General features: G+C 40.0%; 22 protein-coding genes. 1 reads left to right on the top strand and 21 read right to left on the bottom strand.

Annotated elements, in window-relative coordinates:
- Positions 1–567: 567 nt before the first annotated feature.
- From recA to CD33_RS17425, 16 genes are all read right to left on the bottom strand, one after another.
- On the bottom strand, positions 568–1635 hold the full coding sequence (recA, locus tag CD33_RS17500; protein ID WP_309299215.1) for a recombinase RecA: 1068 nt from the start codon (positions 1633–1635) through the stop codon (positions 568–570).
- Positions 1636–1869: 234 nt separating this feature from the next.
- Complete coding sequence (locus tag CD33_RS17495; protein WP_036203180.1) at positions 1870–3123, bottom strand: competence/damage-inducible protein A; 1254 nt, start codon at positions 3121–3123, stop codon at positions 1870–1872.
- A gap of 13 nt (positions 3124–3136) precedes the next feature.
- Positions 3137–3715: a CDP-diacylglycerol--glycerol-3-phosphate 3-phosphatidyltransferase gene (pgsA, locus tag CD33_RS17490; protein WP_036203177.1), complete on the bottom strand. Its 579-nt coding sequence runs from the start codon at positions 3713–3715 to the stop codon at positions 3137–3139.
- A gap of 138 nt (positions 3716–3853) precedes the next feature.
- A complete protein-coding gene (locus CD33_RS17485; RefSeq protein ID WP_309299214.1) occupies positions 3854–4735 on the bottom strand; it encodes a helix-turn-helix domain-containing protein in 882 nt (293 codons plus the stop codon).
- Positions 4736–4912: 177 nt separating this feature from the next.
- On the bottom strand, positions 4913–5713 hold the full coding sequence (locus CD33_RS17480; RefSeq protein WP_036203171.1) for a DUF3388 domain-containing protein: 801 nt from the start codon (positions 5711–5713) through the stop codon (positions 4913–4915).
- Between the two features lie 396 nt (positions 5714–6109).
- On the bottom strand, positions 6110–6367 hold the full coding sequence (locus CD33_RS17475) for a DUF3243 domain-containing protein (protein ID WP_036203168.1): 258 nt from the start codon (positions 6365–6367) through the stop codon (positions 6110–6112).
- A 44-nt stretch (positions 6368–6411) separates the two neighbouring features.
- Positions 6412–7140, bottom strand: a complete 729-nt coding sequence (ymfI, locus tag CD33_RS17470) for an elongation factor P 5-aminopentanone reductase (protein ID WP_036203165.1) — start codon at positions 7138–7140, stop codon at positions 6412–6414.
- Entirely contained in the window at positions 7141–8436 is a 1296-nt protein-coding gene (gene yfmH / locus CD33_RS17465) for an EF-P 5-aminopentanol modification-associated protein YfmH (RefSeq protein ID WP_036203161.1), read from the bottom strand.
- Between the two features lie 6 nt (positions 8437–8442).
- A complete protein-coding gene (gene yfmF / locus CD33_RS17460; RefSeq protein ID WP_036203158.1) occupies positions 8443–9705 on the bottom strand; it encodes an EF-P 5-aminopentanol modification-associated protein YfmF in 1263 nt (420 codons plus the stop codon).
- A 391-nt stretch (positions 9706–10096) separates the two neighbouring features.
- Positions 10097–11056, bottom strand: coding sequence for an ABC transporter permease (locus CD33_RS17455; protein WP_036203155.1), 960 nt, complete (start codon positions 11054–11056; stop codon positions 10097–10099).
- A 1-nt stretch (position 11057) separates the two neighbouring features.
- Positions 11058–12107, bottom strand: coding sequence for an ABC transporter permease (locus CD33_RS17450; RefSeq protein ID WP_036203153.1), 1050 nt, complete (start codon positions 12105–12107; stop codon positions 11058–11060).
- Positions 12104–13645, bottom strand: coding sequence for an ABC transporter ATP-binding protein (locus CD33_RS17445; protein WP_036203150.1), 1542 nt, complete (start codon positions 13643–13645; stop codon positions 12104–12106). The genes CD33_RS17450 and CD33_RS17445 overlap by 4 nt, the downstream gene beginning before the upstream one ends.
- 463 nt (positions 13646–14108) lie before the next feature.
- Positions 14109–15191 carry a BMP family lipoprotein gene (locus CD33_RS17440; protein ID WP_036203147.1) on the bottom strand — a complete coding sequence of 361 codons (1083 nt, stop codon included), beginning with the start codon at positions 15189–15191 and terminating at the stop codon, positions 14109–14111.
- A 53-nt stretch (positions 15192–15244) separates the two neighbouring features.
- Positions 15245–15973, bottom strand: coding sequence for a GntR family transcriptional regulator (locus CD33_RS17435; RefSeq protein WP_036203144.1), 729 nt, complete (start codon positions 15971–15973; stop codon positions 15245–15247).
- Between the two features lie 180 nt (positions 15974–16153).
- A complete protein-coding gene (locus CD33_RS17430; RefSeq protein WP_036203141.1) occupies positions 16154–18502 on the bottom strand; it encodes an FtsK/SpoIIIE family DNA translocase in 2349 nt (782 codons plus the stop codon).
- Between the two features lie 149 nt (positions 18503–18651).
- Positions 18652–20319 (bottom strand): ribonuclease J, encoded by a 1668-nt coding sequence (locus CD33_RS17425; RefSeq protein ID WP_036203139.1) that lies wholly within the window; start codon positions 20317–20319, stop codon positions 18652–18654.
- A 1266-nt stretch (positions 20320–21585) separates the two neighbouring features.
- Here CD33_RS17425 and CD33_RS17420 point away from each other — a divergent pair.
- Positions 21586–22491, top strand: coding sequence for a nuclease-related domain-containing protein (locus CD33_RS17420; protein ID WP_036203136.1), 906 nt, complete (start codon positions 21586–21588; stop codon positions 22489–22491).
- 75 nt (positions 22492–22566) lie between these two features.
- On the opposite strand, the gene dapA is transcribed toward CD33_RS17420, so the two are convergent.
- From dapA to CD33_RS17395, 5 genes are all read right to left on the bottom strand, one after another.
- Positions 22567–23469 carry a 4-hydroxy-tetrahydrodipicolinate synthase gene (dapA, locus tag CD33_RS17415; RefSeq protein WP_036203133.1) on the bottom strand — a complete coding sequence of 301 codons (903 nt, stop codon included), beginning with the start codon at positions 23467–23469 and terminating at the stop codon, positions 22567–22569.
- A 13-nt stretch (positions 23470–23482) separates the two neighbouring features.
- A complete protein-coding gene (locus CD33_RS17410; RefSeq protein ID WP_036203130.1) occupies positions 23483–24520 on the bottom strand; it encodes an aspartate-semialdehyde dehydrogenase in 1038 nt (345 codons plus the stop codon).
- Positions 24521–24600: 80 nt separating this feature from the next.
- Positions 24601–25191, bottom strand: a complete 591-nt coding sequence (locus CD33_RS17405) for a dipicolinate synthase subunit B (protein WP_036203127.1) — start codon at positions 25189–25191, stop codon at positions 24601–24603.
- Positions 25185–25967, bottom strand: coding sequence for an NAD(P)-dependent oxidoreductase (locus CD33_RS17400; RefSeq protein ID WP_036203124.1), 783 nt, complete (start codon positions 25965–25967; stop codon positions 25185–25187). The genes CD33_RS17405 and CD33_RS17400 overlap by 7 nt, the downstream gene beginning before the upstream one ends.
- Entirely contained in the window at positions 25968–26234 is a 267-nt protein-coding gene (locus tag CD33_RS17395; RefSeq protein WP_036204096.1) for a YlmC/YmxH family sporulation protein, read from the bottom strand. It abuts the gene before it with no gap.
- Between the last annotated feature and the right edge of the window lie 368 nt (positions 26235–26602).

Here is a 26602-nt window from a genome sequence, read left to right as displayed (position 1 = left end):
TACAATTTTAATTGTATAGCTCCAACCTAGTAATGTCAAGGATTCCCACGAGATGTGCCCAATTAATGTAAGCTGTTTGAAGTAGCGGACAAACAGCTTATAAGTCTTTAGAATTATTATTTTGATAATTGTGAGAGTCTAACGGTTTACATAGTTTTTTAAAATATCTAATAAAAAAGATATTTCTAACTATTATTGGCAAAATTAATTCCATCTATTCATTTTGAGAAAATTTATGTATATTTGCTTGATGCTTGGGAATAATACAATGAATATCTCGAAGTTCACATAAATCCAAAAAGCTCCTCTTTTCGTAATATTGGAGGCTTCCTGAATGGATTTCTTCAGTTCCCGATCCACCCGAGGCCTCAGTTCTTCCCATTCAAAAAAAATTCAATGATTTTTACTTGAAACAAGATGCTTTAGTTTCCCTAATTTTCACAACTTCAATTTTATCTATTGGATAGCTCTCTACTGTTACTTTCTCTCAGTTTACTCTATCATTCTTTTTATACACACAACAGCAAGCCCGCCCCAAGATGTTGGGACGGGCTTGTTTTGAATATCCTATTCTTCGTCTAGTAACAATGCTAGTTCTTTGTCTATTTCTTCTTCCTCGTCATGAGCACCAATTGTGTAGGAGTTGGCTGTCATGCCGTAAGATTCACGAATTTGGTTAGACACTTTTTCACGAATTTCAGGATTTGCTTTTAAGAAGGCTTTTGCATTTTCTCTGCCTTGTCCAATGCGTTCACCATCATAAGCATACCATGATCCGCTTTTTTGGATGATGTCTAGTTCAGCACCTATGTCAACGATTTCTCCTTCTTTTGAAATCCCTTCACCATACATAATGTCTACCTCTGCCGTACGGAATGGAGGTGCAACTTTGTTTTTCACGACTTTAATTTTTGTTTTGTTCCCGATCATTTCAGTTCCTTGCTTGATCGTTTCAGCACGACGAACTTCAAGTCGAATTGACGCATAGAATTTAAGCGCACGTCCACCAGTAGTTGTTTCAGGGTTACCGAACATAACACCGATTTTTTCACGTACTTGGTTGATAAAGATTGCTAATGTATTAGATTTATTAATAATTCCTGATAATTTACGTAATGCTTGAGACATTAAACGGGCTTGAAGACCCATGTGAGAGTCACCCATTTCACCTTCAATCTCGGCTTTTGGCACCAGGGCAGCGACTGAGTCGATTACGATAATGTCGATTGCACCACTACGTACTAATGCTTCAGCAATTTCTAATGCTTGTTCACCAGTATCTGGTTGAGAAAGGAGCAACTCATCAATGTTAACACCTAACTTTTGTGCATAAACTGGATCTAGTGCATGCTCTGCATCGATAAATGCTGCTTGTCCACCTTTTGCTTGGATTTCAGCGATTGCATGTAACGCTACAGTTGTCTTACCTGAAGATTCTGGACCGTAGATTTCTACGATACGCCCTCTCGGATAACCACCAACACCTAATGCTGCATCAATTGCTAGCGATCCACTTGAAGAAGTCTCCATTTGACGATCCGATTGCTCACCCAACTTCATAACAGAGCCTTTACCGAATTGCTTTTCAATTTGCTTTAACGCCATATCTAAGGCCGCTTTACGATCATTACTCAAAATATTTCCTCCTTATATATAAAAGCTTAAATTCTTTATTGTCTTGTTCTTATGTCTCTACTATACTTCTTTTTGAGACAAGTTTCAAGAAAAAAGCGAACATATTTTCGTTTTTAGGGCAAAATAAAAATTTGAGCTATTTTTTTGTAGCCCAAATTTTCAAAACTGAAACATTCATTTCAAAAAGCTTTTTGTAGCAGCGTTTCTAGAAAGCAATTCTACTACTCTATTAAATTATATCTTTCTGTAGCCTTTTTCAACAAGGAGGCGCAATAGATAGCTGCACGCAAATTTCACACTGCGAATGCGATTCGTATTACGCATTCCTTGCAGTTGAAGCTTGTGGGTGTAATCCGAATCACCGATGCTAAAACCGATCCAGATTGTTCCTGGTGCTTGTCCATCATGAGGATCCGGTCCTGCTGCACCTGTCAAGCCAACCCCTATATCAGTGCCAAACTTTTCACGTACTTTACGAGCCATTGCACCAGCACATTCACTGCTTACAATTCCGAAATTATCCAACAATGATTTTTCAATCCCAAGCTGATTCATTTTAGCTTCCGGTGTATAAGTAATCACTCCACCCACCAAGCTGGCACCCACACCCGGAACTTCAGCAAGCTCGGATTGAAATAGGCCGGCTGTCAAGCTCTCTGCAGCTGATATTGTCAAATTGTTATGCATGAGCATTTCCACCAATTTGGATGCCAATGAATCATCATTATAGCCATAGTGGTACTCACCGACAATAGCCAGTATTTCTTCTTCTTTCTCTTTAATGAGCTTCCAAGCTTCCTCAACGTTTTGTGCCCCTGCAGTAATTCGAAGTGTAACTTCTCCATCACTGGCAAGTGGTGCCACGGTTGGGTTTGTTTGGTTATCCAATATATTTTGGATTCGCACCTCGAGCTCGGCTTCCCCAATACCATAAAAACGCAGTACATGGGATTGAATCACTCTACCCACATTCAAAAGTGCAGCGAGTTTAGGCTTTGCTTCAAATTGGAACATTGGTTCAAGCTCCTTCGGTGGCCCGGGGAGCAATATATATGTAAGTCCATTTTTCTCCAGAAGCATTCCCGGGGCCATGCCATGGTGATTTGCCAGAACCTCACTACCTTGCAGGATTAATGCCTGTTTACGATTGTTTTCGGTCATCCCACGACCTCGGGCAGCAAAAAATTGCTCGATAAATGATAATGCCATTTCATCAAATACTAAAGGCAGACCGAGATGCCCTGCAATCGTTTCTTTAGTCAAATCATCTTTTGTCGGTCCAAGACCTCCGGAAAAGATGATCAAATCTGCGCGAGATTCTGCAATCTCAATTGCACTTTTTAAGCGATCTGCATTATCCCCCACAACTGTATGATAAAAAACATTGATACCGAGTTCGGACAATTGTGTGGAGATAAATTTTGCATTTGTATTGGCAATTTGCCCAAGAAGCAACTCGGAGCCAACAGCAATGATCTCAGCATTCATTTAGTTCGCCCCCTTATTTAGAGTTTACAAATACACGTCGATTTAGATAGAAATATTCCCAACCGGACCACACCGTAAAGATGAGTGCGATATAAAGAGCAATCATATCAAATGGTATATTGATCAAGGCAAAAATAGTATTATGGAGAATAAGTGCCGATATGGCAACAATTTGTGCCCAAGTTTTAATTTTCCCTAGTTGGCTTGCAGCGACAATTTCACCTTCGCCAGCCAGTATCGCACGCAGCCCCGTAACCGCAAATTCACGGCTCAAAATTATAATTATAATCCAAGATGGGGCCATGCCAAGCTCCACTAAGACAATAAAAGCAGCAGCTACCAAGAGCTTGTCCGCCAATGGGTCAAGGAACTTCCCTAAGTTCGTAACCAGGTTGTATTTACGTGCATAATATCCATCGACCCAATCCGTACAAGATGCGATGATAAAAATCAACCCCGCTACAAAGTGATTGACCGGCATTTCTGCCCCCAGGAAATTCATATTTCCCCATCCAAAGTCAAATAGTATTACAATCACAAAGACCGGAATTAGTAGTATTCTTGAGACTGTAATCTTATTCGGTATATTCATTTGCTAACACCTTTCATTCGAAATAAAGTGAAACATTTGGTGAGACGCTTATCGCGACATGAGTATATTTCCCACCGAGCTTCTTCGATTATCTTTATAATTGCTAAAACTTGTGAAAAATAGCCATCGTAACGATGACTATTCTTCTGGTTGTAATGTAATGATAATATTTTGAGTTGTAATTGTTTGTACAAATTGAAGTGGTTCATCGTTAATAAATACTTTTGTATTATTTGCATTTCCTAGGCGGATACGAGCATATGCATTCGCAGTGGCATCGAATTGCACCACTTCCCCTGCAGTATATACACGATCTTCTACTTGCTCGCTGCCCTCTGCATTACGGATACCCACCCATGTATCTCCTGAAACTTCAATCCGTATATTCATCGCATTTGTTCCAGATAGTGTATAAGATGTTGTTTCACCATCTGCGACACCTTGAGAGATAGTTTGAGTCGGAGTCGGTTCTTCTACCACTTCTTCCTCCACTGGTTCCTCTGCTTCCTCTGCAGGCTTTTCTTCCCCACCAGCAGCAGGTTCAGTTGGCGGCGGTACTTGTTCGTACTCAACAGCCGTATCTTCTTCTACTTCCTCCGGTAGATCGGAAGCCATCTTTTTTTGGTATAAAAACCAAAATGCCACTAAACTAACCACAATGAATAACCCAACAATGATTTTTGGCATCGTTTCTAGTAAACGATTGGTCGAACGCGTGTTCAGCTTACGCCGCGAAGGACTCTGTGAAATCGATTGAGCCACTTCCTCCTTTTGCTGATGAGGAATTTCTTTTTTGAATTCGTCAAGGATTTCATCTGCATCCAGCCCAACTGCTTCTGCATACTGTTTTATAAATGCCCGTACATAAAATGTACCAGGCATGATTGAATAATTACCTTCTTCAATCCCAACTAGATATCTTTTTTGTATTTTAGTAATTTCTTGAAGATCATCCAAACTATATCCTTTAGATAACCTCGCTTCTTTAAGGCGAGTTCCGAGTTCAGTCAACCATAACACCTACTTTTTTTTATCATTTCAACTCGGGGATTTTGTCGTCCACGATTTTAATATGGATGTGAAAGCAATTCATTTTAAAATGTGTGACTTTTCCAGGAGTTCATGCCACAATTTGCGGGTCTTTCATGTTTAATATCCAATTGTACAAAAACTGATCACGCTAACGTATTTTGGTGTTTAGAAATTAAAGCCACCACCAAAACCACCAAAATGGTCGTTTTGAGACATCATTTCATTTCTTTCAATAATCTCATACGTAATCACTTCGTCTGGATGATGACGGAGTTCAATAATATAGTCAAAATCCTCGATTTTATATTCTGAATGCTGAACAAACAAATCGGGATGTTCGACTACCTTGATTGCCGGTACACGCATCATTTCCCGAACTAGTTGCTGGTGCCGCTCATCTGTCGATCTTCGTGTTACTGCTCCATCCAGGATAAAGATATTATTTTCATTAAACTCATCACCCATTAATTGGTGGCGAATCGTTTGTTTAATCATGGTCGATGACAGAAACAGCCATTTTTTATTTGCGCAAACACTGGCCGCCACAACGGATTCTGTTTTGCCCACCCTAGGCATTCCACGGATTCCAATTAATTTATGGCCTTCTTTTTTAAATAATTCTGCCATGAAATCAACTAGAATTCCGAGTTCATCCCTTACAAAGCGGAATGTATTTTTTTCGTCCGCATCGCGTTCAATATAATGACCATGTCGTACAGCAAGACGATCTCGTACTTTTGGTTCGCGGAATTTCGTCACATTGATGTTCTCCATTGTCGAAACAATCGATATAAAACGTCGAATGGATTCATCATTCTCTGTTTTTAATAGCATTCCCCGTCGTCCTTCATCTACACCATTAATTGAAACAATGTTAACACGTAACATTCCCAGGAGTGATGCAATATCACCTAATAAACCCGGACGATTCACTTGGATTTCATATTCAAAGTACCATTCGCCCATAAAAAACGTCCCCCTACTAACGAAACGAAAATTTTTCCTATAAGTTTCATCATAGCGGATTTTATATGTATTGAAAAGTTAGAAACAGCCGTTTTTCACCCAAATTATCAAATTTTATCATTAAAAGGTAAAAAAATGACACGCAGCAAAAATTAACTCCCGCATTTTAAATAATGTAGTTTGGTTTAAGGTTAATTAATTCATGAGTTTGTAGTCTCGGTTTCATCGATAATATAGAAAAGAAAGGAGGACAAGCCTCCTTAAAGAGTAGTTAGAAGATTAGATGAAACGATAAATTTGTTCTATGATATATTTTTTAATGAAAGAAAGCAGCTACCAACAGTTATCCCTTGTAAAGCAGCTACTTTATAAGCCATTCGGCATTAAGAGTGGATACTACTGTACGCGATGGCTTTGCACTAGTTTGATGATGCAGTTTGCAAGCGCGTGCTTTTCTTCGCCATCTGCAACTGCCCAAAGATCTGCCAGTACGCGTTCTTGTTCGTTTTTAGGATCTACATTTTTAGCTAAATAATCACCGATTTGTACAGCTGATTTTTCAATCATTTTTTTAGACATTCCGTGTTCTTTAGCTTCTGTGACTTGTTCACCTAAAAATGATGTCCATTTTTCCCAGTTTTCTAATAGCGCCATGTTTCTCTCCTCCTTTGCACAATTATTATGTGCAAGTTTGGAATTTATATGTACCATCCACCATTAATTCTGATAATTTGTCCTGTTACATAATTTGCTTGACCACTTAAATAAAAACTGGCAAGGTTTGCGACATCTTCTACTTTCCCAGCCCTAGCCAGAGGGATTTCCTCAAATAATGCTTGTTTCTCCTCTTCATTTAAATGCTTATTCATTGATGTATCGATTAATCCTGGGGCTATCGCATTAACAAGAATATGATTGTAGGCAACTTCCTTTGCATAGGATTTCACGAAGGCGTGTTGCGCTCCCTTAACTGCACTATAAGCCGCCTCATAAGCGGCACCCGCTTCTCCCCATATGGATCCAATGAATAATACATGGCTCTTCTCATTTTGTCTGAGCTTTAAAGAAAGAAGTGCAAGCAATCTCATCGGATTCTGTACATGAACCTTCCACAGCTTGCTCATTTCCTCCACTGGTGTATCTTCAATCAGTCCATAAAAACTATGGCCCCCGGCAAAAACAATTGCACTGAGTGAATAGATTTGCGGGGCTAAACTATCAGCGCCATCCTCACTCGCAAAGTCTGCTTGTACGACTAAAAATTCTTGACCTGCATACTCATTCATCAACTCTGATGCCAACTGTTCCACCCGGGATTGACCTTGGTTAAAATGCAAATAGAGCGACCAACCGTCAGATGCCAGCCGCCTTGCTATTGCATTTCCTATCGCACCGGATGCTCCTACCACAAGTGCGAATTTTTTCATTTACTGCGCACGCTCGCTTGATGGCAGCACTTTGAATACGGTTTGTTGTGTTTCCCCCTGAATTGTTTTCAGAGCTTCGACAACATCTTTCAATGTTAATTTTTCAATGACAGGAACAGCATCGAATAGGTTCATTTCATTGAATTCATAACGCGTGAATTGGTTCGCGATGAATTCCATGGAATTTAATGCTCTTAAATAGAAGCCTATTTTTTTTCGTTTCACACGTTCTATACCATCTGAACTCAGTAAACTTTCGGCGTTATTGATGACTTCTTTAATTTTTTCGGCCAATTGATCTGGTTCACTGGAATCTGAACCGATCAGGGCAAAACCATATCCCTTTTCAAGCGAAAAATCATAAGCGAACGATTCATCAATCAAGCCATTTTCATATACATCAGTATAGAAATTGGAAGCTCTACCATACAAACACTCCAAGGCAATCTGAACAGACAGCTCGTGTTTCAACATTTCTTCCCCACTTAAATTTGTTTCTTTCGCTTTTAAACCGACATATACTTTCGGTTTTTGAACATCCATCTTTAATTCGCGCATTGCAATCGCCACTTCCGTCGGTTCCTCTTCGAATTGACGTTCGATTTGCGTTGGTTCAGGGAATTCCTTTTTCTTCTGGTTCTCTTCGATAAATGCCATCATCTCAGTTGGGTCAATTGCACCGACTACAAATAATAACATGTTCGATGGGTGATAGAACGTGTTATAGCATGTGTATAAATGATCTGCTGTAATTTTGTCGATCGATTCGATTGTTCCCGCGATGTCGATTTTCACGGGATGGTTATGATACATATTTTCAATCGCACCGAAATACAGGCGCCAATCTGCCTGGTCATCATACATCGTAATTTCCTGCCCGATAATCCCCTTTTCCTTTTCGACTGTTTTGTCAGTAAAATAAGGCTCTTGAACAAAATTAAGCAAAGTCTCGGTACTTTTATAGATATGGTCTGTCGCCGAGAACAAATAAGCTGTACGAGTAAAGGAAGTAAAGGCATTTGCAGAGGCTCCCGCTTCACTAAACTGCTGGAATACATCCCCATCTTCTTTTTCGAACATCTTATGCTCCAGGAAATGTGCAATCCCATCAGGAACCGTGATAGCTTCCGATTCTCCAAGTGGCACAAATGTACGATCAATGGAGCCGTATTTCGTCGTGAATGTCACAAACGTTTTTGAAAAACCTTTTTTTGGTAAAATATATACATCCAAACCATTTGATAATTTTTTATAGAATAAAGTTTCATCTAACTGTTTAAATTCAATCGTTTTCATGACGATTTAGGCCTCCTTCCCGCATAAGAAATAGATTGCTTCCAATTGTATTTGAGAAGCCATTTCTTGCACATCTTCTTTTGTAACCTGATCCCAACGTTCCTTCCAGATATCTACCGAGAACGTTTCATCCAAGTTTTTATATTGATCAAAAATCTCTATTTGCCCACGTGCGAGATCAAGTGTTTCTTTCAGTTGGTTTACTAGCATCGCTTTTGTTTGGGAAAGTTCCAAATCTGTTATTTCTCCATTTTTCATCGCATCTAATTGTTCATTTATTACGTCGATGGCCTTCTTTTCGTTGGAAGGCTCAATGCCCGACACAACATAAACGAGGCCGTACTGGGAATTATAAGAACTGGATGCATAGTATGCCAAGCTTTCTTTTTCACGGACATTCATGAATAGTTTGGAGTGGGCATACCCACCGAAGACGCCATTAAAAATCTGCATTTTCGCATAGTCCTCATCACCGAAACGTACTGGCGTACTAAACCCGATATGGAGTTTCCCTTGTTTCATATCTTGCTGCTCTTTTGTATAGTCTTTTTCTGGTTTTGATTCGTTCGAATCCTGTTCCAATTTTTTTGGCGTCCGGTCTTTAAAAGGAAGGGCTTCCGTTAGTTTTTTCTGCACGGCTTCCACATCGATATCCCCAACAACATAAATATCGACTTTATCTTCGTGGATCATCGTCTCATAAGCCTTTGTTAATGACTCAGGCGTGATTTGCTTCACTGTATCGATCGTACCGTTTGCCGAAATCGATGCAGGATGATTTGGCCGTATTATCTGTGTTAAACGATGCTGAGCATAACGCGTTTTATCATCAAAAATGGATTGAATACGTTGTGTGACCATTTCCTTTTCACGTTCCACTATTGATGGTACAAAAGCACCGTTATCAAAATTTGGTTCCAAAATCGCTGTATTAATAAGCTCCAACACTTCATTAAATACTTGGTTTTGTTGAAGATATTGATCATTGACAGTTTCAACATTTAATAGAAGCGTATGCTCATTTCCACGTTTTGACGCATCAAAATATAATACCGTACCAAATAAATCATCTAGATAGCTTCTAAATTCGGCCGATTTTTTGAACTTTCCATTACTATGCTGAAGAACATTTGATAAAACTGCACGTTCTGCAGCCGTTTGTTGATTTAATGGTGCTCTAAATTTTATTGAAAAACTCACAGTTTTAAATTGTGTAGTTTGTCGAATATGCAGATTCACACCTTCAGCTAACTGTGTCGATAAAAACAAAAAAACTCCTCCTATCATCTCAGTGGCCACTGTAAATACACTGACTGTTTATTAACTTGGTTGTGGTCTTCGAAAATCTTCATGGGACCAGAAAAACAGAGATAATACTACTATACATGTAGAATTGGTGAATATGCAAAAATAATCCAATTTGTTTCTAATCTACATTATCCATTTATTCATTTTACCCTTGAATGCGGGTTTAATTCATGAAAGTGGCGCGATTTTTGAGAAACATCTTCTTCGAGCTTTTGTTTGTGCCATATTTTCTCCAGGTAATACTCCAAACGTATGGGAATTTTCACGCTTAACCGCCCCACTTAGCTCTTACTAGGCAAGAAAAACGCCTTCCCTTTAGATAAGAGAAGGCGCTGCATATTCGCATTACAGTTTAGCGTTTGCCTTTAATGTAAGGTACACCACTTGCTTTTGGAGCATGGGCTTTTCCGATGAATCCAGCCAAAGCCAGGACAGTTAAGACGTAAGGCAAGATGAGCAAGAAGATATCCGGAACGTCCTGTACATATGGAATCGATCCACCAACCACACTTAATGCTTGCGCAAATCCGAAGAATAGGGCTGCTCCTAGTGCACCTAGTGGATGCCACTTACCGAAAATCATTGCTGCAATGGCCATGAAGCCTTGACCACTTATTGTGGAAGCACCGAAGTTGCCAGAGATTGCTTGTGCATATATCGCACCACCGATACCACCTAGTGCCCCGGAAATCATAACTGCGACATAGCGCATTTTCGTTACATTTACACCCATTGTGTCCGCAGCCATTGGATGTTCCCCTACTGATCTTAGTCGTAAGCCAAAAGGAGTTTTATAAATTACATACCAAGCTATTATGGCAACAGCTATCGCTAAAATAGAAGTTGCATATACGTCCACAAAGAACATCTTCCCGATGATAGGAATATCACTTAATAGTGGTATATCAAAACGTGAGAAACGTTCAGTAATTGAATCGGTTTGCCCTTTATCATAAATCATTTTTACAATAAATACCGCGACGGCAAGGCCCAACATATTAAGGGCAACCCCGGAAACCGTTTGGTCTGCACGCAATGATACTGCAGCGACAGCGAGTATCAACGAGATCAGGATACCGAACACCATTGCGACAAGTAATCCTAACCAAGGTGTTGCATCCCCAAGCTGACCGGCAAATGTTAAGTTGAAAATGATACTGCTTGCTGCACCAACAATCATTATCCCTTCAAGACCAATGTTTACAACCCCTGATCTCTCAGTGAATACCCCACCGATTGCCGTTAAAATTAATGGCGCTGCATAGAAGATGGCAGAAGGAATAATAAAATATAGCAATTCTAAAAAGCTCATGTTATTTTTCCTCCTTTCTCTTTTTACCAAAACGTTCTAGCGCCACTCGGATAATATAGCCTGAAGCTACAAAGAAGATAATGAGCGCAATAACAATCGAAACGATTTCTGTAGGTACGCCTGCTTCACTCGGCATATTTAATCCACCATTCTTCAATGCACCAAATAGAATTGCTCCTAGTAGTACTCCAAATGGTTGATTTGCCCCAAGTAAGGCAACAGCTATCCCGTCAAATCCAATCCCCGTTGAGGCATGTAGTTTCGACATATTTTCAAACGTCCCCAGCGCTTCCATCGCACCACCAAGTCCGGCGAAAGCACCAGAAATAACCATGGCTAAAATTATGTTTTTATTTACATTCATCCCTGCGTATTCGGATGCGTTTTTATTGAAACCAACCGCTTTCAACTCATAGCCAAGCGTTGTTTTTTGAAGAATAAACCACATGATTACTACTGCCAATAGTGCAATCAGGAAACCCCAGTGCATACGGGAATAATCCGTGATTGTTTCCAAGAAATCGGAACGCAATGATGCAGATTCGTGAATTTTTTCTGTACGCTCTTCGCCACCTGAAATGACACCGATCAATGCGTTTACAACATGTAATGCCGTGTAGTTCATCATGATTGTTACGATAACTTCGTGAACTTGCAACTTCGCTTTCAATAAACCAGGAATGAATGCCCATAAAGCACCTGCTGCTGCCGCTGCGATTAGTGCCACTGGTACATGTATTACTGCTGGTAATTCAAAAGCTTGTCCAACCCAGGCAGCTGCAAGCCAGCCCATAATCAACTGACCCTCTACCCCGATGTTGAATAGTCCTGTGCGGAAAGCAAATGCAACAGCCAAACCGGAGAATATATAAGGTGTGATTTGGCGAACCGTTTCACCCATTGTATAAGTATCCATAAAGATACCGTTCCAAAGTGCCACATATCCATCAATTGGATTAAATCCACTAACTGCCATAACGATAGCACCAATGATTAAACCTAAAAGAATCGAGATAAGTGGAACGAGTATATTTACTAGTCGTTTACTCACTGAGTACCACCTACCTTTTTGTTATCTTGCAACGATTGTCCTGCCATAAGTAATCCCAGTTCCTGCTCAGTCGTTTCATGAGGGCTTACAGTATCAATAATATACCCGTCATAGATAACGGCAATTTGATCGGAAACATTCATTACTTCATCTAATTCAAATGATATTAATAAGACTGCTTTTCCTTTATCACGTTGCTCGATCAAGCGTTTGTGGATAAACTCAATCGCCCCGACATCAAGTCCTCGAGTTGGCAAAGCAGCAATTAATAAATCCGGGTTGCGCTCTACTTCACGACCAATAATGGCCTTTTGTTGGTTACCGCCCGATAGTGAACGGGCCAGTGACATTTCTCCCTCACCGGAACGAACATCATATTGATCGATGATTTGGCGAGCAAATTCATTAACTTTCTTATAATCAATAACGCCATTTTTAGAAATCGGTTTGTTGTAATACGTTTGCAATGCAATATTATGCCCGATCGGGAAATCAAGAACCAGTCCATGCTTATGACGGTCTTGAGGAATATGGCCTACGCCCGATTCAGTAATTTTTCTAGGTTTTAAACCCGTGATTTCCTTGCCATTTAATTTAATATTACCGTTTTTCACTTTACGAAGACCCGTTATCGCCTCGATCAGTTCAGATTGACCATTACCGTCAATCCCTGCTATCCCTACAATTTCACCGGCACGAACTGTCAGGTTAAGGTTTTTCACTTTATCAATTCCTCGGTTGTCTGCCACTGTCAGTGAATCAATCTGAAGAACTACTTCTTTTGGATTAGAAGCGATTTTTTCAGTTTTGAACACAACTTGACGACCTACCATTAGCTCAGCAAGTTCTGTTGGATTCGTTTCTGAGGTTGTGACTGTTCCAATCCCTTTACCTTTACGAATAACGGTTACTTGGTCAGACACTTCCATGATTTCGTTTAATTTATGTGTAATCAAGATGATGGATTTACCCTCTTCAATTAAACGTTTCATAATTTGCATCAATTCTGTAATCTCTTGAGGAGTCAATGAAGCAGTCGGCTCATCGAAAATGATGATATCTGCACCACGATAAAGCGTTTTCAATATCTCTACACGCTGTTGCATCCCAACCGAAATATCCTCGATTTTTGCGTATGGATCAACATTCAAGCCGTATTGTTCAGAAAGTGTTTGCACTTTCTTTGCTGCGTCTTTAATGTTGATTGTTCCCATCTTCGTAGGTTCACTACCAAGAATGATATTTTCCGTCACCGTGAAATTTTCAACTAGCATAAAGTGTTGATGCACCATTCCGATGCCAAGCTTATTGGCTACATTCGGGTCCGTTATTTTTACATCTTTCCCATGAACACGGATTTTTCCGGCTTCAGGCTGATATAACCCAAACAGGACATTCATCAACGTAGATTTCCCTGCACCATTTTCACCAAGCAGCGCATGAATCTCGCCTTTTTTAAGTTGAAGGGTGATGTTATCATTGGCTACAAAATCCCCAAATTGCTTACGGATTCCAAGCATCTCAATTACATATTCCAATGTGTTCACTCCCTTGGATACTGTTAGTATTGGTCAACATAAATTTGCCACAACCGTGCAAATCTTATGTTTGTTTCATCCTGATGTCCTTGTTGGATTGTTATCAGTATGAAAAGAGATTACTAGTGTTGTATATAAATTAACACAAGAAAGGTTTTAATTTAAGACAGTAATTTATGTAAAATTCGATTAAATTCAAACCTTTCATCTATCAATTCAAGCTATGAAAGGCTTTTGACAAAAAGCGCTTTCACAAATTTCTTTATTCTGAAAACTAATTAGATCGTTACGTGCGTTTATTTATATGCAACAACTTTCACTTGATTTCGAGATTTCCATTGAGTACTGCGCCACGGAAATGTTTATTATGTACATAATTCAAACTTTACTGAAGATTTACACGATTATTTGTTTACAAAACATGAAGACTAGCAAAGCTAGCCTTCATGATCAAATTAAGTAATTATTTTTCTGGTTGTTCTGGAACCGTGATTTCACCATCAATGATTTTTTGCTTGTATTCTTCAACTGTCGTCATTGTTTCTTCAGAAATTGCACCACGAGAATCAGCTAGGTCTACTCCACCGTCACTTAAACCGTAAGTAATTAACTCTCCGCCAGGGAATTTACCTTCTTGAGCTAATTTAGCAACTTCTTGAGCTGCAACGTCAACACGTTTCAATACAGATGTTAACATGATGTTTGTTGAATCATCGACTTTTCCTTCGTCATATTGGTCACGGTCAACACCGATTGCCCATACATTAGCGTTAGGATCTTTCGCTTTACGTTCTTTTGCTTCTGTGAATAAACCGTTACCAACACCACCAGCTGCGTGGAAGATAATATCTACACCAGAATCATACATTCTTTTAGCAATTTGTTGACCTTTTGCAGCATCAGTAAAGCTTTCTGCATATTCAACGTCAACTACGATATCAGGGTTAACTGCTGCTACACCAGCTTCGAAACCAGCTTGGAATCCACCGATAATTTCACCAGTCATACCACCGATGAATCCGATTTTACCAGACTTGCTTTCTTTAGCTGCTGCTACACCAGCAAGGTAAGATGCTTCGTTTGCACGGAACATAATTGAAGCTACGTTTTCTTTGTCAGCTACTACTTCATCGATAATAGCGATTTTCGCATCTTGTTGTTGATCAGCAACTTCTGCTACAGCATTGTGTAAAGCAAAACCTACTGCAAATACTAAGTCGAAATCACGACGAATTAAGCTATTTAAGTTAGTTACATAATCAGATTCTGCAGCTGATTGAAGGTAGTCGTAACCACCGTCGCCTTTTTCAAGGCCGTTTTCTTTACCAAAAGCTTCGATACCTTCCCAAGTAGATTGGTTGAAAGATCTGTCATCAACCCCACCTGTATCAGTTACCATTGCTACCGAGAAGTCTGAAGTTTGTTCAGTAGTGCCAGAATCTGAAGTTGTTTTTTCTTCTTTTTCTTCGCCTCCGCCACATGCAGCAAGGATTGAACCAGCCGCAAAGATTGAAGCAAGAGCTAAACCAAATTTACGTTTTTTCATTTGTGTTACCCCCCAAAGATTTGTAATTAGCAGGAAATTGTTTCAGAAATGTTCTACACCCGTTTTCGAATTACATGGAAGCTGAATTTATCAGCCCTGAAGTAGTTCTTTGAATAAAGAACAACGCGATCACTATCATCATAATGAAGTTGCTTTAATACGAGCAATGCTGTTTCTCGACCACAATTCAAAATTGGTGATACTTGTTCATGATAGCCTACTGGATCTATGTACGTGACTGCATAAGCAACATGAATATCACCAGATTGTTCAAGTGACGAGAAAATGGATACTTCTCTGTTTTGAACATAATCAGCTGGAAGATGCTTGGCCAGTACTTTATCTAGACAATAAACAACCGGCTCCCCATCAGCAGTTTTGACACGTTCAATTGTTAATACTCGGTCATCCTTGTCACATTGAAAGCGATCAAGATCATCATCTGTTAGAGTACATTCAGTTGCGTCAAAAAGAAGAGTCCCTGGTGTCATTCCAGCATTTTCAATCATGGAGGAGATACTTGATAAATTTTCAATTCCTGATGTAAATACAGGTTTTGGATTTACAAATGTCCCAACACCATGACGCCTAATGATGATGTTTTCCTCTTCCAATAGCCGAAGCGCTTCACGTAGAGTTGCTCGACTTATTCCAAGCTTTTTCGATAGTTCGAATTCTGAAGGTAATTTTTCGTTTTCACGATAGATACCGCTTTCAATATCCGCCTTTAATCGATCAATCACTTGAAGATATAAATGACGATGATCTGTTTTTATCGACAATTCCATCACCACCATACAACGCAAGATCAGACATCTGATGTTGAACATTCCTACTAATCGATTCATAATATACCATTTTTCTTGAATAATGAAAATAGTAAAAACAAAAAACTGTTGTGTAATAGCCTACAATAATTAGAAAAATTATCACATCACCCAATAATTTAACAACTTTACCCATTACTCTACATTTGCTTTATCCAACAGAACTTGTCTCGGACGACTTCCATCCGGAGGACCAACCACTCCCCTGATTTCCATTTGGTCTACTATTCGTGCCGCTCTGGAGTAGCCAATTCTAAAGCGCCTTTGAAGCATGGAAACGGATGCTGTTTGCATCTCGACGACAAGTTGTACAGCCTCATCATATAAATCGTCTGTTTCGTCTTCAAAAGATTTTTCCGGTTCATCAGTGGGTATCATCGCTTCGTCATATTGGGCTTTCTGTTGTTCTATAACAAAGTCCACAACTTCTTCAACTTCTTCATCAGATAGGAATGAACCTTGAACGCGTATTGGTTTAGATGAGCCAGCCGGCAAGAATAACATATCACCTCTTCCAAGTAATCTTTCAGCACCACCCATATCTAGTATTGTGCGCGAATCGATAGCAGATGATACAGCAAAAGCGATTCGGGAAGGGATATTTGCTTTAATGACTCCTGTAATTACATCCACTGATGGACGTTGTGTCGCAATAATCAAGTGGATTCCAGCAGCACGCGCCATTTGTGCCAATCGTGTAATAGAATCCTCCACATCGTGGGAAGCCACCATCATAAGATCGGCCAACTCGTCGATGATAACGACAATATATGGAAGTTTCGGTTGTTTTTCTTCCGTTTGCAGGTTGTGTTTATCAATATGATCGTTATACCCTTTAATATTTCTTGTGCCGGTGTGGGAAAATAAATCATATCTCCGTTCCATTTCCGAAACCACTTTTTGCAGTGCTTGCGATGCTTTACGTGCATCTGTTACAACGGGTGCAAGCAAATGCGGAATTCCGTTATAAACATTCAGCTCTACCATTTTCGGGTCGATCAGCATCATTTTCACTTCATGCGGTGCTGCCCGCATTAAAATGGAAATGATAATTCCATTGATACATACAGACTTACCACTACCGGTTGAACCCGCCACAAGTAAGTGGGGCATCTTATTCAGCTCCGCTAATATGGCTTGGCCTGTAATATCGCGACCGAAGCCGATCAATAACTTTGAATCTGGTTTATTATTTTCTTTCGCCTCAAGAACCTCCCGCAATGTAACCATTGCAATTTCGCTATTCGGCACTTCAATTCCAATTGCCGATTTCCCTGGAATCGGTGCTTCCATACGTATATCTTTCGCTGCAAGTGCTAACGCCAAGTCATCTGTTAAACTTACAATTTTGCTTACTTTGACCCCAACGTCGGGCATTACTTCATATTTTGTTACGGCTGGGCCAAGATGGACTTGGGTCACTTTAGCTTTCACACCGAAACTTAGGAAGGTTTGCTCCAACTTTTTCGCATTTGCTTGTATAACGGAGTATTCCCCACTTTGATCATAAGCAGGTGGCAGTAATAACAAATCCATGGAAGGCAATAGATAATCGACATTTTCAACATTTGTCTCCACTGCTTTTTGAATGACTTCGTCGATATTCGTCTTATCAACCATTGCCGGCTCTTCTTCTTTTATAGTAATTTGCGCTGGCTCCGGCTGTTTATGCTGGATATGTTGTGTGAAAGCAGAGATGATTGGTTCTTCGTCAAAGTCATCTTCTTCATCAATCACTTCTTCAAATATTGGTTCGGTCTTCCGTTTTCTTTTTTGTTTTTTTTCACGTGCTGGCTCTGATGAGGTTGCCGCAATCTCATCTGACACTCCTTCATCTTTGGCTCTGGAGCGTCTTGTTTTTTTCTCATCTTTTACGACCGGCTTTGCTCTTTTCTTTCTCCGCGGGAATTTCTTTTTCCATTTTGGCGCATTATCAACCAATACCGGTACTAGCGCTTTACCGGTAATTAAAATCATACCGATAAAGAACAGGAGCCATGCAGCTATTTTTGCACCGGTCGAGTCAAATAAAACATGGAACATACTGAACAGTAACGCACCTATAATACCGCCACCGATCGCATTACTGCGTTTCTCGATCCCTTCCATATCGATCAATAAACGCCATGTTTCACGGATAACAGAGTTAGATAATAATTTGTCACTATTATGCAATTCCTCAAATAGCACGCTATGGCTGAAAATCGCCAGACTACACACAATCAAAATCGAACCTTGGACAATGCGATCCGTAAACGTTATTCCTTCCCTATTAATCATTAATAAAGCGGCAATCAGCACCAGAAAGAACGGTACTACGATATGTAGATTGCCAAATAAAAACATCGATATGGTTTGGGTTGTTCTTCCAACTACCCCAAATTCAAAGAAGATGATTATGGCCACACCAATTAGTAATAACCCGATGATTTCATATGCTAATGGATGTAGTCCCTTTTTGGCTTTCGTCTTTTTTTCCGCCATTCATTTCACCCCTTCTTCTAAAAATTTTGTTGAAGACAAAAAGGATTTCCTCGACCAGAAACGGTTAAGAAAATCCTTTTGTTGCGACGGTTCCTCACATTGCAAAGGAAGAACTTATTTTATTGTCTACAACGCACCTAAACTCTCGCTTAGTATTCCATTATTATTGGGATAATCATTGGGCGGCGCTTTGTTTTTTGGAATAAATAAGCATTTAGTGTATCACGGATTTCTTGTTTAATGTTTGTCCATTCAAAAGTATCTTTATTGACATATTTTTCAATAACTGTTCGTGCAAGTTCAGTAGCTTCAAGGATTAACTCCTCTGACTCACGCACATAAACAAATCCGCGCGATAAAATTTCCGGGCCGGAAGCAATTCTTTTTTGAGCACGATTTAATGTAACAACAACGATGAAAATTCCGTCCTGTGATAATAATTTACGATCTCTTAAGACGATGTTCCCTACGTCACCTACACCAATTCCGTCAATTAAGACATTGCCTGCTTGAACACGGCCGCTCATTCTCATTTTACCATTTTTGTATTCCACGATATCCCCTTTGTCGGCGATAAAGATTTGTGACTTTTTCATCCCCACTTGCTGAGCAAGTTTGGAATGGGCAATCAGCATTCTGTATTCGCCCTGGATTGGGATAAAGTATTTTGGTTTCATCAAGTTCAGCATCATTTTTAAATCTTCCTGGCTGCCATGACCTGAAACATGAATTTTCTTGTCAGCTGCCAAGACGTTCGCCCCTGCTTTTGCAAGGTTGTTCATTGCTGTTCCCATTTGCACTTCCATGCCTGGTGATGGTGTAAATGTAATTAACACTGTGTCCGTATCTTTTATGCGGATATCACGGTGTTGCTTACGGACAATTTTATCGATTGCTTCCAAGGGCTCGCCCTGATTGCTTGTCACCAGAATGATTAACTCCTCATCCGGATATTTCTGAATTGTGTTGACAGGAATAAGTGTTGTTTCGTCCACTGTTAGATAGCCAAGATTTAAACCGATATCGATTACTTTTTCTAGGCTCTTTCCAACAACGGCCACTTTTCGACCTGATTCCTGAGCATGGTTGAAAACCTGCTGAATGCGAATGAAATTCGATGCATACACAGCCACAAGTATACGGGCAGGTGCAGCATGGAAGTATTTTGCTAGTTTCTCTTCAATCTCGACTTCGCTCGTTGTATGGCCTGGACGTTCTGCTTCAGTGGATTCAGAAAGCAACATAAATACGCCTTCTTCACCTAACTGTGCCATCTTCGCAATATCCGGTTTAAATTTGCCTTTTGCCGACTGGTCAAATTTAAATTCCCCAGTATGAACGATCGCCCCTTCCGAAGTATGGAAAACAATTCCCAACGAATCTGGAATACTATGCGTCGTATGGAAGAATGTTACATACGTCGAATTAAAATTCATACGGCTTCTATTTGTTACTTCAAAAAACTTCACAGGCTGTGAAACTTGTAAATCTTTTAAATGCTCTTTTGCCAAGGCTACCGTCAATTTGGAACCATATACAGGCGCTTTAATTTTTTGTAGTACATAAGCAATTGAACCAATTGCATCTTCATGTCCATGTGTTAGGAAGATCCCTTTTACACGCTCTTTATTTTCTTCTAAGTATGTAATATCAGGGATGACGATATCTATTCCAAGCATTTCATCTTCCGGGAACATTAATCCACTGTCAACAATGAAAAGTTCGTCATCGATTTCAATTACATACATCGATTTCCCGATTTCTCCAACTCCACCAAGAGGGATTACTCGGATTACTTCGTTTTTAGTCTTTGTCACTTGATTTCCTCCTATATTATACCGAACGCAACCACTTATACCCCATTATACGGTGTCCACGGATGAAGCACAAATAAAAAAGCGAATTTTTTACAAGTATGGGGGTTTGGGGAGGGTCTGGTGTTTTTGGGATGGGGGTAGGTGTACAGTTTGGTGGAGCATGTTTTGGTAACTTACTAGTGATAGAATAGGGGGCTTGTTATCCAGAATGGTCTTATTAATGGTTGTTTGGTGACACTTCTTGGTTCATGCTTCCTCGGTTTGTCTTATTGATGCCTGTTTGGTGTCACTTCTTGGTTCATGCTTCTTCGGTTTGTCTTATTGCTGCCTGTTTGGTGTCAATTCTTGGCTCGTGCTCCTCCGATTTGTCTTGTTGCTGCTTGTTTGGTGACAATTCTTGGCTCATGCTTCTTCGGTTTGTCTTATTGATGCCTGTTTGGTGACATCTCTCGGTCCATGCTCCTCCGATTTGTCTTGTTGCTGCTTGTTTGGTGACAATTCTTGGCTCATGCTTCTTCGGTTTGTCTTATTGATGCTTGTTTGGTGTCACTTCCCGGCTCGTGCTCCTCCGATTTGTCTTATTGCCGTTTGTTTGGTGTCACTTCTCGGCTCGTGCTCCTCCGGTTTGTCTTATTGATGCTTGTTTGGTGTCACTTCTCGGCTCGTGCTCCTCCGGTTTGTCTTATTGCCGTTTGTTTTGTGACACTTCTCGGCACGCGCTCCTCCGATTTGTCTTATTGATGCTTGTTTGGTGTCACTTCTCGGCTCGTGTTCCTCCGATTTGTCTTATTGATGCCTGTTTGGTGTCACTTCCCGGCTCGTGCTCCTCCGATTTGTCTTATTGATGCCTGTTTGGTGTCACTTCCCGGCCCCTGCTTCTTCGATATGTCTTATTGCAGCTTCTTAGGTGACACTTCTTGGCTCCTCCTACATCGATTTGTCTAATTCCCGCCTGTTTGGTGACATCTCTCGGCCCATGCTCCTCCGATTTGTCTTATTACCGTTCTATTTAGCGGCACTTACTTGCCATAGCCTTTTCGTTAGCTAAAGCCGCCTGTTTTTGTGCCCTCCCAAGCATTCTTCCCTACGTTTACTCTTCCCCCATCTCGAGGGGCGTTCTAGCTCCAAATTCTCCGATTTAAATAGCCTGTTTACATGTACCCTATTCCTTTGTTCGAAATGCCAAAGTTGTTTTTTGGAAACCTTTGTTACAATTTTTAATTATTCCTTATAAAATAATAAAAAAAGAAAGGAGCAATACATGGCATGATATTCAAACCTAGAACCGAACCTAAAGAATTAATAATTTTAAAGACACTTAGAAATCGTATGGATTTGTCCATGGCCTACCAGCAAAACTACATTAGCCTTAAAAAGGGTTTTGAAGGTGAACTTTTATTTGACTTACTTCTGGAAAACATAGAGTGTGAGTGTCTCGTATTAAATGACTTGTTACTCAAAGTAAATAACCAAACCTTTCAAATTGATTCTTTGATTATGTTGAAAGATGCCGTTTACCTTCTAGAAATTAAAAATTACTCTGGAAATTACAGCTACAAAACAGATAAAATATTTCTAAAAGATCAAGCAGAAATAACCAACCCCTTAATTCAGTTATACAGAACCGAATCCTTACTCCGTCAATTGTTCTTAAAATTTCAGTTCAAGACTTCCATTCACCCCTTGGTAATCTTTATAAATCCCGAGTTTACTTTATATCAAGCTCCTCACGGTGTACCTTTTATTTTTCCATCTCAATTAAATGGTTTTATAAAAAAACTTCACTCCAGTGAATCCGAAGTGCCTGAAGATCATATAAAAACAGCTGAACGGTTACTGACTTTACATATTGATGAAAATCCATACCAACAGCTCCCCCCTTACCATTATCATCAGTTACGTAAAGGAATGTATTGTGCGTGCTGCCAGTCCTTTGCCATTTCCGTCCAAGGCAAGAAGTGCACTTGTACCTCCTGTGGGAATAAAGAATCAGTTGAATCAGCAGTAGTGCGAAATGTAAAGGAATTTAAACTCCTCTTTCCGAATGAAAAAGTGACGACAAGTAAGATATATGAATGGTGTCAGATCATCGACTCGAGGAGAAGGATTTTAAGGATTCTTAAAAAGAATTTTAAATCAACTGACATTCTCCGAAGAATGCACTTTGAATAAGTGCCTCATTCAATATTGCAAAAAACAAAAAAGCAAACACCTACTAAAAGTGTTTGCTCCTTCATCGACGCCTCTTCACGAGTGGCTCTTTATTTCTTGCACTTTTTCTTCAAATTCTTCCCAGATTTTATCGTAGTTCTTTTTGTCTTCTTCCAACAAGCCTACTAATGGTAGGCGGACATGCTGGACAGGGAAACCTAGTTTACTTAGTGCGTATTTAACCGGGACTGGGTTTGGATCTACGAATAATTGTTTGGCCAGTGGCAGTATCGCTTGATGGTAGCTTTGTGCGACTTTGTGTCGGCCTTCTTCATAGGCGCGGATCATTTCTTGCATTTCGTTTCCGATTACATGGGAAGCAACGGAAATCACCCCTCTGCCCCCTATCGAAACGAGGGGCAAAGTTAGGGCGTCATCCCCACTATAAACAAACGTATCATCGGGAACGCCTCTTAAAATTTCCGTCATCTGTTCCAAACTGCCACTTGCTTCCTTCACAATTCGTATATTCGGAATTTTACTCAATGCAATGGTTGTGTCAGCTGTGATATTGACCCCCGTGCGTCCTGGGACATTGTACACGACAATCGGTAAATCCGTTGTATTTGCAACAGCCTCAAAATGGGCGTAAATCCCTCTTTGGTTTGGCTTGTTATAGAAAGGTGCCACGACCATGATGCCGTCAGCACCAAAAGCTTCAACCACTTTCGTTGCTTCGATTGTGTATGCGGTGTCATTGTAACCGACACCCGCAATAACCGGAATACGCTTATTGACTTTCTTTATTGTAAAGTTAATAAAAGCTCGCTTTTCCGAAATTGATAATGTTGGGGTCTCTCCTGTCGTCCCGCATACCACAATTGAGTCAGTACCATTTGATATTAAGTGCTCAATTATTCGTTCTGCTACTTCATAATTAATTGCTCCATTATCGTGGAATGGGGTAATCATGGCAGTAGCAACTCGACCTAAGTCCACTAAAAAACACCCCTTAGAGTAAATTATCCTCTAACATGCTTTCGGCAATTTGAATTGAGTTTAAAGCGGCACCTTTTAGTAGGTTATCTGATACGATCCATAGATGGAACCCTTTTTTGTTTGATAGGTCTTGGCGTATGCGCCCAACGTACACTGGATCTTCCCCTTCAACAAATAAAGGCATTGGATAGTCTTGTGCTGAAATATCATCTTGTAGAACAATGCCTGGAGCATTTCTTAAAACATCGAACATCTCTTGAACGCCGATCTCTTTCTCCACTTCAATATAAACGGATTCCGAATGTCCAGAAACAACTGGAACGCGAACGCAAGTTGCCGCTACAGCCAAGTCTGGCATGTGCATAATCTTTTTCGTTTCGTTGATCATTTTCATTTCTTCGTATGTAAAGCCATTGTCCGTAAATACGTCAATTTGCGGAATGACATTACGTGCGATCGGATAATGTTTTTTATCTGATTTCGCTGGTAAAATTTTCGCTTCTATATTTTTCCCAGCGTCCCACTCGGCACTTTGTGTACGAAGTTCTTCAATTGCTGAAACACCGGAACCCGATACAGCTTGGTACGTTGAAACAATAACCTTCGTTAAGCCAAATTGTTCACGGATTGGTTGCAATGCAGCCACCATTTGAATTGTTGAACAGTTTGGATTTGCGATAATGCCATTATGCTTGGCAAGGTCTTCTCTGTTGACCTCAGGCACCACTAAAGGTACGTCGGGGTGCATACGGAAATGACTAGTATTATCAATTACCACTGCTCCACGTTTTGCAGCTTCGGGGGCTAATTTTGCCGAAACCGAACCACCCGCGGAGAAAAGTGCGACGTCTACCCCTTCAAATGCCTCGGGAGTTGCCTCTTCAATTTGATATATATTGCCGCCGAATTCAATTTCTGTTCCAGCAGAACGAGCTGAAGCTAAAAATTTTATATGTTTAATCGGAAAATTACGTTTTAATAATTGTTCTTTCATTTTTGTTCCTACTGCACCTGTAGCGCCTACAATTGCAACTGTCAATTCTTTTGCCATAACTCATCTCTCCTCAATTACAAATAACATAATGTTGAAAATTGTATCATAAAAAAAACTGTTTGTGTTAGAATTTTTAGTTATTTCGAATATTGGATAAGGAGAGGCTGAAGCTGTTTTTTATAATGGATGGCATGTTCAACGGTTTCGACCATTTTTGTGAAGTCGGAGATTAATGAATTCGGTTTGTTTATTGGATCATCTTGGCCAAACGGGATAAAATAAATATTTTTGGAGTTCATTAGCTTCATGATGTTGACGCCGTTCAAGCCAAGTGCATCATTTGTGGAAATCCCAAGTACCACCGGCGATCCATTTCGAAGCGTAGCCTTGGCCGCCATCAAAACGGGGCTATCCGTTGAAGCATTGGCAAATTTGCTGATGGAATTGCCTGTCATCGGCGCGATAACCATGCAATCCAATGGATTTTTCGGGCCGAATGGTTCAGCCTCTACAATGGAAGAAACAACTTTTTCCCCTGTCAGCGCTTCGATTTTTTGAATCCATTCTTCCCCTGTTCCAAATCGTGTTGCAGCCGTTAACACGGAGTGAGTAATAATAGGAACAACAGTTGCCCCAACTTTCGTGAAGTTTTCAATTTTTGGAATCACATCTTCATACGTGCAATGCGATGCTGTTATACCAAGCCCGATTCTTTTACCTTCTAACAAGTGTGTCTCCTCCTTAATTGTTCAACAATTGATTCATATAGTACATTTCCAGCATCTTCAGGGAAAAACTTTCCTGGCAATGCAGGCAACAGTTCATACTGCTTTCTGTTGATACCTTCTTGTAAACACCCTGGATAGGAGGCTAAATCAAAAATTGGCATCGAGATTTTCGTATTAAATTGCTCATCAAGCCATTTTGCAGGGATTGTATTAATAAAGAAATCTCCATCAATTTCTCCAACTTCATTTAAATCAACAGCTTCATACCGAAATGCCTTGGCTTCATTCAGCTGCACATTGGAGCGTACCGCAATGCAAATCTCGGCACCCATACTTCTTAATGTATGTGCCACCATTTTGGCCACTCGCCCAAAACCGGTAATCACAAACTTCTTTCCCAAAATTGCTCTTTTTGTATTATAGAAGCTGGATAAAAATGCTTCCGCTGTTAAAACCGCATTGTGCCATATAAAGCCTTCATCTTCTAAATAAAAATGAATTTCATTTTCTTTTAATATTTCCCGCCACTCATCATTTAGCTTCCCAGCAAAAACAACAGCTTTAGAAAGTCCTAAAACAAGCGGCACTTCTACAAGCAAGGGATGAATAGGCAGCACAACAAAATCAGGATGAAATTCCAGAACTGTTCTGTTAAGCTCTTCATCCCATACTGCCAAATTTTTATAATATACTGTTCGATGTTCATTGCTTAAATTTTTTGCTAATACTTTCATTCGCATATCCGTACCTATAACGAGCCATTTCTCTTCAGTCATCTACTCAAACTGCCTTCTTTTTGATGATGTTCGGTGGAATAAAATCCTGTCTTCTCCAATAAGATGAATTTCTTCCCAAGGAATAAATAGCGGTGTGGTTGCTTTTTTCTTTTGGAATGGCATTTTGGAAGATTGTTCATGAAGCTCAAAACCGAAAATCTTTCCCGTTTTGGGATCAAATAGACATTCCGTTTCTGACAAATAGCCGTATCTCACACCATTTTCCATCTCAATCAATTCCTTCTCCGCAAGCTCCGATAGCAGCATGTTTTCCCTCCCCCATGAGCTTATTGTTACTATATGCAATGCAAGAATTGTTGGTGCCCCTTTTTTCGAATCTCCTTCCTTCACTGAATGTCCCACTCTTTGCAGGTTCCATTATAGAAAGGGATATTTGACGATATGGAAATTCCGTGCAAGCTGGCACCCTCTTATAGTCCCATTTTGAACAGATTTCAAATTACGGTAAGAGTGCAGATTTGGTTGATGCATAACCTTTTAAATTATTGCAAACGGTATATTAGTTAGTTTAATTTACTGGATCAGACCCACATATTATTACTGAATCCACAAGAAATCTTAATTGCTTCCAATTATCATATCGAAGGCAATCCATAATAAAATGGCTATCTCCT

The organism is Ureibacillus sinduriensis BLB-1 = JCM 15800, assembly GCF_000772955.1.
Lineage (GTDB): Bacteria > Bacillota > Bacilli > Bacillales_A > Planococcaceae > Ureibacillus > Ureibacillus sinduriensis.
Note: the sequence above shows the minus strand (reverse complement) of the source record. Positions and strands in the feature narration are given on the sequence as shown.